Annotated in this window: 10 protein-coding genes and 6 pseudogenes; 10 read left to right on the top strand and 6 right to left on the bottom strand. The window is 60.7% G+C overall.

Annotated elements, in window-relative coordinates:
- A partial coding sequence (locus IYX23_RS05200) for a winged helix-turn-helix domain-containing protein (RefSeq protein ID WP_196398827.1) occupies positions 1–466 on the bottom strand: 466 nt, incomplete at its 3' end.
- A 61-nt stretch (positions 467–527) separates the two neighbouring features.
- On the opposite strand from IYX23_RS05200, the gene IYX23_RS20455 reads away from it, so the two are divergent.
- Both IYX23_RS20455 and IYX23_RS05195 read left to right on the top strand, forming a co-directional pair.
- Complete coding sequence (locus IYX23_RS20455) at positions 528–662, top strand: hypothetical protein (protein ID WP_275548831.1); 135 nt, start codon at positions 528–530, stop codon at positions 660–662.
- Positions 663–878: 216 nt separating this feature from the next.
- Positions 879–1,646: pseudogene (locus IYX23_RS05195) on the top strand (IS110 family transposase); the annotation flags it as partial.
- Here the strand turns inward: IYX23_RS05195 and IYX23_RS05190 are convergent.
- A pseudogene (locus IYX23_RS05190) lies at positions 1,606–2,108 on the bottom strand (transposase); the annotation flags it as partial. The pseudogenes IYX23_RS05195 and IYX23_RS05190 sit on opposite strands and share 41 nt — an antisense overlap.
- Positions 2,109–2,600: 492 nt before the next feature.
- On the opposite strand from IYX23_RS05190, the gene IYX23_RS05185 reads away from it, so the two are divergent.
- Together IYX23_RS05185 and IYX23_RS05180 are read left to right on the top strand one after the other, a co-directional pair.
- Entirely contained in the window at positions 2,601–4,424 is a 1,824-nt protein-coding gene (locus tag IYX23_RS05185) for an ABC transporter ATP-binding protein/permease (RefSeq protein ID WP_195838296.1), read from the top strand.
- 190 nt (positions 4,425–4,614) lie between these two features.
- A complete protein-coding gene (locus tag IYX23_RS05180) occupies positions 4,615–4,791 on the top strand; it encodes a hypothetical protein (protein ID WP_154453975.1) in 177 nt (58 codons plus the stop codon).
- 311 nt (positions 4,792–5,102) lie between these two features.
- Here IYX23_RS05180 and IYX23_RS05175 read toward each other — a convergent pair whose 3' ends face one another.
- Both IYX23_RS05175 and IYX23_RS05170 read right to left on the bottom strand, forming a co-directional pair.
- A complete protein-coding gene (locus IYX23_RS05175; RefSeq protein WP_154454012.1) occupies positions 5,103–6,320 on the bottom strand; it encodes a family 1 glycosylhydrolase in 1,218 nt (405 codons plus the stop codon).
- A gap of 147 nt (positions 6,321–6,467) precedes the next feature.
- Positions 6,468–7,403: pseudogene (locus IYX23_RS05170) on the bottom strand (ISNCY family transposase); the annotation flags it as partial.
- Between the two features lie 196 nt (positions 7,404–7,599).
- Here IYX23_RS05170 and istA point away from each other — a divergent pair.
- The 5 genes and pseudogenes from istA to IYX23_RS05145 all read left to right on the top strand — a co-directional run bounded on the left by istA (position 7,600) and on the right by IYX23_RS05145 (position 11,520).
- Positions 7,600–8,994, top strand: a complete 1,395-nt coding sequence (gene istA / locus IYX23_RS05165; protein WP_210330505.1) for an IS21 family transposase — start codon at positions 7,600–7,602, stop codon at positions 8,992–8,994.
- A gap of 54 nt (positions 8,995–9,048) precedes the next feature.
- Positions 9,049–9,432 (top strand): annotated as a pseudogene (locus IYX23_RS05160) (DUF1403 family protein); the annotation flags it as partial.
- Positions 9,433–9,493: 61 nt separating this feature from the next.
- Positions 9,494–10,204 (top strand): SMC-Scp complex subunit ScpB, encoded by a 711-nt coding sequence (locus IYX23_RS05155; protein ID WP_109026227.1) that lies wholly within the window; start codon positions 9,494–9,496, stop codon positions 10,202–10,204.
- A gap of 195 nt (positions 10,205–10,399) precedes the next feature.
- Entirely contained in the window at positions 10,400–10,813 is a 414-nt protein-coding gene (locus IYX23_RS05150; protein ID WP_154453972.1) for an MbcA/ParS/Xre antitoxin family protein, read from the top strand.
- Positions 10,807–11,520, top strand: a complete 714-nt coding sequence (locus IYX23_RS05145) for an RES family NAD+ phosphorylase (protein ID WP_204982120.1) — start codon at positions 10,807–10,809, stop codon at positions 11,518–11,520. The genes IYX23_RS05150 and IYX23_RS05145 overlap by 7 nt, the downstream gene beginning before the upstream one ends.
- Before the next feature lie 93 nt (positions 11,521–11,613).
- On the opposite strand, the pseudogene IYX23_RS05140 reads toward IYX23_RS05145, so the two are convergent.
- Positions 11,614–11,750, bottom strand: a pseudogene (locus tag IYX23_RS05140) (IS256 family transposase); the annotation flags it as partial.
- Between the two features lie 95 nt (positions 11,751–11,845).
- Here IYX23_RS05140 and IYX23_RS05135 point away from each other — a divergent pair.
- A pseudogene (locus IYX23_RS05135) lies at positions 11,846–12,063 on the top strand (PLP-dependent transferase); the annotation flags it as partial.
- Between the two features lie 42 nt (positions 12,064–12,105).
- On the opposite strand, the gene IYX23_RS05130 reads toward IYX23_RS05135, so the two are convergent.
- Entirely contained in the window at positions 12,106–13,044 is a 939-nt protein-coding gene (locus IYX23_RS05130) for a 1-phosphofructokinase family hexose kinase (RefSeq protein WP_154453971.1), read from the bottom strand.
- Positions 13,045–13,099: the final 55 nt, after the last annotated feature.

Here is a 13,099-nt window from a genome sequence, read left to right as displayed (position 1 = left end):
ATGTCTCGCGCCGCCACTTCTCGATTGCCTCGGGATCGCGTTGATACGCGCGTTGCAGTGGCTTTTGCGGCGTCAGATTGAGTTTGGCGAGCAACTCCCCAACCGCTGTCAAACCAAGCCGAATGCCGAATTTGCGCTCGATCAGGTCAACCACCACCCTTCGGGTCCATAGCCCGAAATCCAGACCATATTGACGGGGATCATTGCCGTTGATCCAGCGAAATACCTGCTGTTCCTGACGCGCAGTGAGACTACGCGGCCGTCCGGGCGCCGGCCGCGACGCAAGCGCACGGACCCCAACCCCTGGTTTCGAGATCGCCGCCAGCCATTTGTAGATCGTCGTGCGGCTGAACCCGTAAGATGCGATGACCGCAGATGGCGCCTCGCCTTCGCGCACGCGCTCGACCGCCATCAACCGGATGGTTTCCAACGTTTGGTGATCGATGGTACGTCCGTCTCGCTTCATGACTCATTGAATCATCGTGCGAGATGATACTCAACGAAAATGTCGCCTTAATTAACGACTGATGAGTAATATCATACGCTATCTCTTATCGCGCTGTGAATATGCCGGCAAAAGCGGCCATGGCGAATTTGCTGATCCCAATCAGGTCTTTCTCTTCGATGAGCTTCTCCTGAAAAAAGGCGTGATTGCGCCCTGAGTACGCCCGAAGACCGAGAGTTCCATGACTGCCGACCAGCCAGTTCCATGTCGTCCTGAGATGCGACCGCGTCGGCCCCCCTTTTGCCGATCACTCCATCGCCATTCAACGTGACGCGGATCTTTTTTGAGCTGTGGCGGGCCATCTTCCGCCTCCTTCTGATAACCTCCTAAGCCGCCGGCGTTGTCCTTGGCGTCGTGACAGACTGAACCGGTTTTACGCCGTCGCGCGAAGAGGGAAACGCTCGTTGGTTTGGCGGCGCAGTTGTCGCCCTGTGTTGTCGCGATGGAAGCGTGTTGCGGCGCGCATCATCTTGGCCGGCTATTCGCGACGCATGGTCACGAGGTCCGACTGATGTCTCCCGAATATGTTCGCCCGTATGTCAAGGCGCAAAAGAACGACGATCGCGACGCGGAGGCTATCGCAGAAGCGGCGACGCGGCCGACGATGCGCTTCGTCGAGTTGAAGACGCAGGATCAGCTCGACATACAAACGCTACACCGTTCGCGCGACCGCTTGATCGGCGAACGGACGGCGCTGATCAATCAGGCGCCTGCGATTCTTCTCGAGCGCGGGATTGTTGTTCCCAAGGGCAAGCGTCATCTCGAAGAAAGACTCGGCGTTCTGCTGGACGAACCAGACGAGCAAGGGCTCAGCGGAAGAATGCGCGGGCTCATCGCCGACGTTCGCGTGCAATGGCGCGAATTGGACAAGCGGATCGCCGTATTCGATGCGGAGTTTGCGGCCTTTGCGAAAGAGAATGAGGACGCGCGCCAATTGGCGACGATTCCAGGCGTCGGCGCATTGATCGCTTCAGCTCTGATCGCGGCGATTGGCAAAGCAGACACATTCAAACATGGGCGCGATCTCGCGGCGTGGCTGGGCCTTGTTCCAAGGCAAGCGACAACACAATGGGTTCATCGACGAGCGAACGCGCATTCTAGGCGTCCCAGTCGCCTTGCGCCTTTCGCCAAGTTAGACTGACCACATCTTTGCCGACCGCGCCTTTGAGAACCGGGTTCAACGCCCGGCGCGCTCGACGCGTGTTGGTTCCGGCAAGATAGGCGCCGGCGATCAGCGCGTCGGCGGCCTTTGTGCGGCGCTGATAGCCCGCAGCGAGGCGCTCTTCCACTCGCGTGTCTTGCCGTCCTCGCCCACGATCCGCGCGCGTGGGACGGAAATCTCGGTCTTTCCGAACATGCCCGTCAGCGTGCGCTCGCGGCCGTGGCGATGGCCGCCGAGGGAAACCGCGGTTTCATCATCTCCTTGCGCCTTGCGCCGCCCATAGCGCGGACGCGACAAAGCCGCCTCCAACTCCTCCTCCAACATCGTCTCGATGAAGCTGCGCACGCGGACGCGCACACCGTCCTCGATCGCGTCGGAACAATCATCGAAAAGCAAATTGTCGGCGGCGACAGCCGCCCCCTTCGTGGTATCCTTCACCATGGCGTGGTCTCCCTTCCAGCGCTCCAACGCTGGAATCGTTCGGGTTAGGCGACCCGGAGACTACGCCAACCAATTTCCAACCACTCCCGCGACGGGACCAGCGCCACCAAAGACGAGCATTAAGGAGTGCCTCGGGGCTTCCAGAACAAGGGTCTGTGAACGAGCCAGATCGTCAGGACCGCGCCTCCATAGATGGGCGAACTGCCGGAGCCGCCTTTCTTATTAGCAAGCCCAATAAGGTTGACACGGTCAAGGCGACGATCAGCCAAGCGCTGTTCTTCGAGCGCACGCTTCTCGCGCGGCGTAGCGGATCGCGCGTCCCGACGTCCCGGTCGGCTGCCTCACATCACCAAAACGGCGCCTCAAAGCTATAGTGTCATGTTTTATAGCGCGCCACATAGAGCGCGCCATATAGAGGCAGCGCATGAGAGCGATGCGCCGCCGCTTGAAAAAGGTCTTTCGTTCGCCTCCGGCGCTCAAGCAGAGGTGATTGTGAATGGTCAGGCTGTAGTGCAGGGCGTTGTCGCTTCGGAGGTTAAGCAACCCAACCGAGCCCGTTGGCGGGAATTCTGCGCGCTCGCGCTCAAATTCTGGTCCGGCGAGACCCGCTGGCGAGCCTGGACGCTGACGGGCTTAGTCGCCCTTTGCATCGCACTGCAGCTTGGGGCGCAGCTAAGCGTCAACGAATGGAACCGGAAGTTTTTCGACGCGCTCGAAAGCAAGAACGTTGAGTCTCTTGGGTGGGCGACGGTGCTGTTGCCCGCGCTCGTCGCGTTCAGCGGGCTCGCCGTCAGCGGCACGCTTGTCACGCGAATGACATTGCAGATGCGCTGGCGGCAATGGCTGACCGAGAAACTCGCCGGGTGGTGGCTCGAGGACCAGCGCTACTATCGTCTTGAGATCGCCGCAGCCGAGCAGACGTCGCCGGAATACCGGATCGCCAAGGACGTTCAACTCGCAATCGATCCGCTCGTCGAATTTGCGGTCGGCTTTTTGACCGCGCTGGCGACGGCCTCGGCCTTCGTCGGGGTTCTGTGGACCGTCGGCGGCGCCTTGGAGTTCAATCTGTTTGGCGCGCAGATAGTATTACCGGGATATTTGGGCTTCGCGGCGGTGATCTACGCGACGATCGCTGGCGGCGTCGCTTATTTCGCCGGCCGGCCGCTCGTTCCGGCCGTCGCGCAAAAGAACGAAGCAGAAGCGCAGTTGCTCGCCGAACTCTCGCGGCTGAAGGAGAACGCGGAAAGCATCGCGCTTATCCGCGGCGACGCCGACGAATTAAGCTCTGTCCTGCAGAACTACCGGCGCGTCGTCGCCGCCTGGATTCGTCAGATCCACAGCAGCGGCGTGATCGCCACCGTGCAAAGCGCCAATGGCGCGCTTGTGCCGCTCATCCCGCTCGTGCTCGTCGCGCCCAAATATCTTTCGGGCGCGCTGACGCTCGGCGCCGTCATGCAGCTTGCCGCCGCCTTCCTGTCGGTGCAGATCGCCTTCAACTGGTTCATCGACAATTCCGTCCGCGTTGCGGAATGGATGGCCTCGGCCCACCGCGTCGACGAACTCATCGAAGCGCTCGAGAGTCTCGATATCGCCGTCATCATGGAAGAAAAGGAATTTATCGAGTTCGGCGTCAGCGACGACGACACGATTCATATCCAGGATCTCGCGGTCGCGCATCGCAACGGCCGAGTGGTGATCGCCGGCGCGAACGTGATTGTTCCCTCCGGCGAGAAGCTGCTCGTCGGCGGCCCCAGCGGCACAGGAAAGAGCACGCTTGTTCGCGCGCTCGCCGGCCTATGGCCGTGGGGCTCCGGCCGCATCCTCTTGCCGAAGGACGCCCACATCGCCTTTGTGCCGCAGAAGCCGTACATTCCCTTGGGCGCGCTTCGACAAGCCATGCTCTATTCGATCTCCGACAAGGAAATCGCCGACGACATGATCGAAGGCGCGATGCGGCGGTGCGGCTTGGGCTATCTTATCAAGCATCTCGACGAAGAGCAGCGCTGGGACCAAATGCTTTCCGGCGGCGAACGTCAGCGGACGGCTTTTGTTCGTCTCTTGCTGCAAAGGCCGCAGATCATCATCATGGACGAGGCGACGTCGGCGCTCGACGAAGAGAGTCAGGTCTCGATGCTGCGTCTGTTTAATGAAGATCTTGCCGGCGCGACGGTGATCAGCGTCGGCCATCGCGTCGGCATGGAAGATTTTCACGATAAGAAACTCGTTCTCGAGCGCCGCGCCGCCGGCGCGCATATCACGAGCCGCAAGCTGCAAAAATCACTTTGGCATTTGTTCGACGACGCCGCGCTTTATTGATCGCTTGAGTGATGAGCCAAGGCGGTCCTTTGTGCGAGAACCGAGCGAGTCTCTGACAGGCAGGAGCCGTAATTAGTCCCGCGCGAAGCGTTTCCCCGGTCTCGGTCCTCGTTTTGCAGCCGGCGCCGATAGCGGCTTCTATTCGCTTCGCGCTCTTAAGCGCAAAGAGGGCTGTGTTTTCAAAGCGCGCTTGTCGCACGGCGACAGTCTCGACGAGATCGCCGCCGAGAACCCTGATTTGCCGCGTGAAGCTTTCGCGGCGGCCGTCCTCTTCACCAAAGCGCATCCCCTTCCCGACGGAGCCCACATGGCGGCTTGGGCGCGGGGAAATCTGATGGACGCATGGTCAACCACGATCTCGATTTGACGGGGCTTGAGAATATCGAACTTCGCGCCAAAAAGCCGTCGATACGAGATTCGCGCGCGGATAAATGTTCCGTGGTCGCTTTGCCGTTCCATCTTTGCCCACTGCGCCCCGACCGTCGAGAAACACCATGATCTTTTGTTCGCCTTTGATTTACGTGTTTGTGGAATCACACCAACTCCACTTGCGCGTTGTGCATCGCTTCGGCGTAGGCCTCGTCTTCTTTTTCCGATTTCTTGCTCATGCCGGTTTTCCCGGAAAATGAGATACGCCCGCAAAAGCTTCCTTTGCGAGGACTACAGCCGAAGACCGGCCTAGACGCAACATGGTCCGAGTGGCACCATCATGCAGACGCTTCCAGTCCGCATCGCCTCACTCCACTCGGCAATCAGCTCCTTATAGGCCCGTCCTACTGCTCGTGGTCTACGATCAAGGTCGTAGAGCCCCAGCAAGTTAACCCGCTCGTTATCCTCTCGGAGCGCGGTGTCCCAGTCTATTTGGTCTGTTAGAGAGTACCAGGTGAACCCTAAAATCGGCGCCCCGCTTTTACGAACATGTAAGACATTCGCCCATTCCTTATAAAGCCAGCGAACTGCTTCGTAGCCTTTTGGCCCTTCCTCGAAGTTGGTCTCGGTATGCATGACGGGTACTTGGTACCGCCAGTAGTACTGGCTGGTGATCTCATTGTAGCCGAAGATTTCTCCCGAGAAAGAGGCTTTTCCATCTGCTGCCACGTAATGCTCGTTCGTGCCATAGTAGTCATTGCCCATTATGCAGTGTCGCTTTAGATCTTGGCCCATGAAAAAATCATATTCGGCCTCGGTCATACCATTGTCCATGAGGAACCGGTAAATCTCGGCGCTTACCGAATGGCCGTAATTCAGATCGAGCGACAGAAATCTCCTCTCATTCAGAAAATGAGCTCTTTCTACCGCCTTCGGGCTGCTCGGGTGAAAGTACTCCGAAGATTCGCTCTGTATGAAGATCGCGTCCGGCCGCACGATCAGAATCGCTTTCATCGCAAGCAAGTTGGCTTTGACGATGTGCTTGATCGCTGTCACAAAAGCCTGGTCGCTATGAAGCTCTTCATTCCACCACCCATAGGCCGCCGAAAATGTCGCGCAGACAAACATTTCATTGATCGGCGTGAACAACTGCACCCAAGGAAAACGCTCGGCGAACGCCTTAGCATAGCTCGCGAACAGTTCGGGAAAGTCGGGGTTCTGGAAATCGCCGATCCAATCCGGAACCCCAAAATGGCAGAGGTCAGCAATCGGGATCAGCCCGAGCTTATTCAATTCTCCGAAGACGAGATCAGCAAACTCCCAATCAAACCGGTCAGAGCCCAGGAATGTCTTATAGAGGGGCGGCCCGTACCGCAGTGCGCCTACCCCAAGTTCCTTCGCCAAGGCGAAATCCTCCCGCCAAAGCTCATAATGCCGGCAGGAGCCCATTTCATCGACGCGCCTGCGGCCGTTATCAACGGTCGGGCTACTATTCTCTATTCCGGTGGCGAACAGGAAGTGTGGCACGGCCGAGATCCCCGGAGCCTTGGCCAACGCTTATCTATGGAGCCCTCCACCGAAAGGAAAGAATGCAACTTCGGTAAGCCCCAGACAAGGCTTTTGGCGGTCTACCCAACTGGCGCCGGCCGCGCGTAAGCCACCTAGAAATAGGTGAAGCTTGAACGACGGCTGGAAGAAGTTCACGAACAGGCGGGACGAGCGGTAAAGCGCGGCCAGAAGAGCGGCAGCCTCGAGCCCTTCGAACCGGCGATAGCCTACCATCCGCCGCACCACGGCGCCGTTCTTCTGCTCGACCAACGCCTGGTCGTTCTTTTGGTACGGCCGCAGCGAATGAAGACAATGTTGGAGTGTCGCAATAGGCTTTCAGCGTCTCGTTCATGAAGACACTATCGTTATCAGTGTCCAGCCCCAGCAGCGCGAAAAGGGGCTGCTTGCGCAGTTCGGTGAGCACGGCGCTCAGCAGCGTCCGTTCGCGAACCAGCAGTGGCGCGCATTCCGTCCAGCCGGTCGCCACGTCTGTGAGCACAACGTCTGAACGTAGCTGCCGCGCGACGTCGGACCGCTGTGAGCGACGAGGTCTGCCTCGACGAACCCCGGGGCAGGTTCGTCCCAGTCGGCGGACGTGCGTATTGGGATACTGCAACGCAGCGCGCTCGCCGCCGGTCGCCGTTGCGGCCGTCCGCCTTGCTCTCGAATCCGCCGGAGGCCGCGGTCGATCGTCGCTGCGCTCATCGTCAGCAGCTTCTCTCGGATTTCGGGGGCCAGATTGATGTGACCATGCCGCTCCATCGCGTCGATCAACACCGGCAGCAATGCTTTCAGGCGCTTGCTGCAAACCCGGTCCGCGGCTTCCCAAAGCAATACAATCGCATTTCGCTCTGCTTCGTCATACCTTCGTCTGCGCGACCGCCGGCCCGCCGGCGCCGCGACAGGATTCCGGAGCACCCGCATCGCGTGTTTCCGATGAAAGCCGGTGATGGTGACGAACTCGTCCAGAATGCGCGCCTTTTCCACGCGGTCTGACGACCGGTAGCGCTCGGTAATGGCCGCCGTCAGTTCCTTCCGTGTCGCCATGCTCAGTCGACTCATTGCTGCCCCCGCTGTCCCGTTCCAACGGGGAGCAAATTACGCGAGGCAACGGCTTAGCATTCAGGAACATTTCAGATGAGGCAATGCGAGGCGCCTCTCGAAGGCGCTCTGGTGTTGGCGGTGGACTGGGTATGGGGTGATTTTCCGCTTTCGGAGGAATCGCTTTGTGCCTGGGCGCCATTTAACCGACCACCAGATGAGGCTTTACATGACATTCCGTCAGACCGAGACGATTGCGGTCGCGGCAGCCAAGGCGTCGTTCAGCGCCGCTACGGCCTATCGCATCGAACAAGATCCCCGCCTGCCTTCGGCGAAGGCCGAGCCGCGCGAACGCCGGCGCCCCGATCCGCTCAGCGACATTTTCGGGCATGGCGTCCGCCGCACGCTGGAACGACGTATCCGCGCCTGGCGCGCCCTGCACGGAGCCGAAAGTGAGGTGGTTTTCCGCCAGACGCATGAACCTGGCCGCACGGGCTTGTCCGATTTCACCGACATGGGCGCCTTCGCCATCACCATCGGCGGCGTAGCCCTCGATCATCGGCTCTATCACTTCCGCCTCGTTTATTCCGGCTTCGAGCACGCCCATGTCGTGCTCGGCGGCGAAAGCTTCGTGGCTTTGGCGGAAGGACTGCAAAACGCCCTGTGGGCGCTCGGCGGGGCGCTGTTCGAGCACCGCAGCGACAGCCTCTCGGCCGCGTTCCGCAATCTCGACCGGGATGCGCGCGAAGATCTGACCCGGCGCTATGACGATCTGTGCGCCCATTACGGTATGACGCCGACCCGCAACAACAAAGGCGTCGCCCATGACAACGGCTCCATCGAAAGCTCCCATGGCCATCTCAAGAGGGCGATCAAGGACGCGCTGCTGATGCGGGGCGGCGCCGACTTCGCCGATCTCCCCGCCTACCGCCACTTCATCGACGAGATCGTCAGCCGCCACAACGCGCGTAATCGTTCTCGCATCGACGCAGAGCGCGCTCAGCTGAAAGCCCTGCCAGACCGACGCACCAGCGATTACGAGGAGGTCGGCGTTCGCGTCACCACGTCGGGTGGCTTCACCTTGCGCAAGGTGTTTTACTCCGTTCCGTCGCGCCTGATCGGCCACCGGTTGCGGGTGCGGCTTTATGACGACCGTCTTGACGTATTCATTGGGGGCACGCCGCTGATGACCTTGCCGCGCGGGCGCGCCCACCCGTCCGGCAAACATGCTCAGATCGTCAATTACCGCCACGTCATTCATGCCTTGCGCAAGAAGCCGATGGCGCTTTTGAACCTCGTCTATCGCGACCAACTCTTCCCACGCGAGGCGTTCCGACGCACATTCGACGCTCTGCTGGAGCGCCTGCCAGAGCGGCAAGCCTGTCGCATCATGGTCGATCTTCTCGCGCTCGCCCACGAGCGCGCCTGCGAGGCCGAACTGGCCGAGGCGCTCGGCGACGGATTACGCGCCGACGATTTGCCCGACATGACGGCGCTGCGCGCCAGATTCACGCCCGATCCAGCCAAAATGCCGACAGTCGTCGTCACCTTGGCGCCGCTTCAATCCTACGAGACCCTTCTCGACGACAGCCAGATCAGAGACGCCGCATGAGCGCGACGCATCCGCCCATCGACGCCGCCAGGCTGAGCCTGCTCCTGGGACGCGCCGGTTCCGCTCCTGGCGACGGCGATCGCCCATCCGTCGTTGCGTCGCGGCCCAGCAGGCAAGCGTCCGCGTCCCGGCGATCTAGATTGGCCCGACGCCATGGCCGGCGCCTATGCCATGGCCGCCCGGGACGCGTTCGCCGTGGCGGGCGAGCTGTCGCGCCGTTCGCACGCGCTGCTGGTGGCGGTGCCCAAATTGCGCGCCAAAGGCGCCGGGCGAGTCGTCGACCTCCTGCTTGCCGACGATTGCGTTTCGCTCGCGCGCGCTGCGAGAACTTCGCGTCTCTCCGATCGCGCCGCGCGACGCCTGTTCGATCGGCTCGTTGAACTCGGCGCCGTGCGCGAACTCACCGGGCGGCCGAATTTTCGGCTCTATGGACTGTAGCGTTTTCGAGCGAGATGCGGTTGGCGTGAAAAACGCGTCACGGAAGGAATGCGAGGCGTTAATGGGCCGCCCGAAAAGACGTGAATGGGACGCATTATTCGATCCGGACCTTGCCGAATTGTCGCACGGCGCGCGCTGGCGCGAGTGGATGGGCCGCGTCGAGGCGGCGATCTTCGCCGCGCGCGAACCCGTCGGGCGCGAAGCGCTCGCAAGACTGGTCGGCAAACATTGTAACCTCGACGATCTCATTGCCGACATCGTCGATGAGTTGCGCGCCCGCCCCTATGAGATCGTCTTTGTCGCCGGCGGCGGGCAATTTAGAACGAGGCCGCGTTTTGCGAACGCAGTCCGGGCGGCGAATTCAGGCGATCTTCGCGACGCCGGCGCGCCCGAGTTGACGCCGACGGAAATTCTGGCGGTGACGGCGATCACCTATCTGCAGCCAGCGACGCGCGCCGAACTGTCACGCCTTGCCGGCAGAGAAATCAGTCGTGACGTCATCGGGCGGTTGAAACGTCTCGATCTCATCGACGGGGCCTTGCGCGCGCCCCAGCCCGGCGCGCCCTTCGCTTATGTCACGACAAAAAAGTTTTTGGAGGTGTTTGGTCTTGCGACGCTTCGAGATCTCCTCGATATCGAAAAGCTCGACGACGAAGGTTTGTTGCAGCCAACTCAATCCGACGTGACGCTCGACGATGCCTTGGGGCTTTCGGGTGGCGACAGGGATTTTTTCGAGGAAGCGTTGGAGTTCGAAGACGCAGATCACGATTAGGGAAGTGACGGCGTTCGTCGTGACGGCCAGCTGGAGAGGGAGCGTGGCCACGAAAAGAATGCGGTTTCCAAAGATTTTCGATCCGTCGACCGGCCGATTGATCTCATAGCGCGAAAACGGCCAAACGCAGCAGACAGCGGTGAGTATTGCCATTTGGCATCAATTCGATTATATTATGCCAAATGGAGAATTGCTATGACCACGCTGCTCCCCGTCGACACAGCTCCCCAACACTTTGCGCCGACGCCGATCACCGACGCCGAGGCCGCCGCCATGTTCCGCGCCGTCATCAACCTCTTCCGCCTTTGGTCGGTGAATGACGAACAGGCGGCGATCTTGCTCGACTTGCCTGTTCGCTCCTACCGACGCTGGAAAGCGGGTGAGCTTGGCCGTTTCGATCGTGATCGCAAAGCGCGCCTCTCCAACATCATGGGCATCCACAAGGCGCTGAGAATCATCTTTCGCGAACCTCAAAGAGGCTATGCCTGGATACAGGCGCCGAACGCCGCTTTCGCGGGTCAGACCGCTCTTCGCGTTATGCTCGGCGGAGAGCTCACGGACCTAATGCGGGTTCGCCGATATCTGGACAGCGAGCGGGGCGGCTGGTGATTGACGTCGCCGCTGCGCGCGTCGCCGAGATCAAATGGCGAAACGCGGTTCGGATCATCCGTAGCATCTTCCCGCCGATCGATTTGTTCGAGGATATAGCGGACCCCGCCGACTGGCCGCTGATCATTTCCGCCGAGCAGAAGACCAATCCCAGGCTGATGGAGACGATCGGCAACCTTGACATCGTTCCAGTTGACCGGCGCGTGGCCGGTCCTGGCGCCAGTTACCTGATGGCGCCGTTCACTCACACCAGCGTCGATCGACCGAGCCGCTTCAGCGACGGCTCCTTCGGCGTGCTCTATGCAGGCAACTCCTTCGAGGTCGCGCTCTTTGAGACCGTTTATCACCATGAACGGTTCATGGCGCGCACGAACGAACCGGCCGGATGGACGTCGCAGTTTCGGGAGATTGTCCTCGCCATTGACGCGCGGTTGCATGACCTCAGGGACGTGGAAGCGTTTCTGCCTGCGCTCGATCCTGACACATATGTAGAGAGCCAAGCGCTCAGCGCTCGGCTTCGACGCGCGGGGTCGGATGGTCTCGTTTATCCGAGTCTGCGTTATGCAGGCGGAGAGTGCGCCGGTCTCTTCTACCCCGACCGCGTTACAAACCCGATCCAAGGGCGACATCTCGACTACCATTGGGACGGCGCGCGCGTTGATTATTGCCGAGTTCCTGACGGCGGCCAAGTCTATCGAATTGTTTGAACGTCGTCGGTCGCCTGGTCGAAGATCGTGTCCCTTAGCATGGAGTATCTTGGCGACGATCACAACAAGAACGCCCCGTCGGGCCGGGGTCGGTTAGGTCGCCACGGCGAGCAGTCCGACGATTGGATCGTCGCCTAACGGCGCGATGGTTTCCAGCGTCATTAGCGGGCGTATTGGAAGATCAATTCATGTTTCTGCTCCGGTAGGATCGCGCCGATCAGCCCTGTGATGATTGCCATCAGCCGACGACGCGGCGCGAGAACAGGAGCGGGGTGGCGCATGCGCGCTGCGGGTGGTAGTCGAACGCTATGCCCGCATCCGCATTGCAGCCGATCACGCCCTGGCCGCTGGGCGTGTCGCCATGATTTTTTGTCGACGCCTTCAAACCCAATGAACAGCTTGGTCGATATCGCGCTCGTGAGACACTTCTCCGAAGAAATAGAGACTCAGCAAGGTTCGCGACCCATAGTCTGTTGCGACAACACACTTCTGGGGCCAGTATTCCAGTCGCCGCTGGAATATGGAGCCGACTTATCGATGTACTGCTGAATGCCCGCGACACCCCGCGCTTCGATTTGCGCGCGCTCAAATTCTCTGGAGCACGACGTCTGGATAGAGGCGCTCAACGTCGTCGCGACGGCACAGTCCGGTTCCCGACGAAAGCAGAGCGGCCGATCCCGCTGCGACGCCATACCGAAACGCGTCGTCGATGCTTCGCCCCTGTGCGAGGCCCCAAACCATGGCGCCCAAGAAACTATCGCCGGCGCCGACTGCGCTTAGCGGCTTGATCGGCAATGCGGGCGCGCGCCATGCCTGGTCGCGCACAACTAGAAGCGCGCCTCGATCCCCGAGGGTGAGAGCGACGACTTCTGCGCGTCCCGCTTCTGTAAGCCGGCGGCAGGCGTCGACCCAGGCGCGTTCGTCATCGAGCGGAACGCCCATGAGCTCGCGCAACTCGCGGAGATTCGGCTTGATCAGGAAAACGCCTTCTTCCAGGGCGCTCGCCAACGGCGGCCCGGAGGTGTCCAAAAGGAATTTTGCGCCGCGTTTTCGAGCGATGCGAGCAGCATGCGCGTAGAAATCCGACGGAGCCCCCGGCGACAGGCTGCCGCTGGCGACAACGAAACGCGGGTTGTCCTCGGGGTCAGCAAGCGCGCCGAGACACTGATGCCATTCCTCTTCGCGCAATTGGGGGCCTGGAAGGACGAAACGGTATTCATATCCAGTTGCGTTCTCGAATACGGTAAAGCTTTCACGAGTCTCCTCGGACACATGGATGACGACGTTCGGGATTCCGTCGCGCTCGATGAGACGACGCAGCAGCTCGCCCGTTACGCCGCCCGCGGCGCAGAGCGCTTTCACGTCGGCGCCGAATCGAATGGCGACTCGGGCCACGTTAATTCCGCCCCCGCCTGGATCGCGATGTGCCGCCGCGCCGCGCAGCTTCTTGATGGGCGCCACCCGATCAACCGAGGTCGACATGTCGATTGAGGGGTTGATGGTGAAGGTAACAATGTCGGCCATGGCCGCCTTCGCTTATGAGTCGGGTTGCTGTGCGTCGACTATATTACCGCCGTCG

The organism is Methylocystis sp. L43 (genome assembly GCF_015709525.1).
GTDB lineage: Bacteria > Pseudomonadota > Alphaproteobacteria > Rhizobiales > Beijerinckiaceae > Methylocystis.
This window is presented reverse-complemented; position numbering and strand designations above follow the sequence as displayed.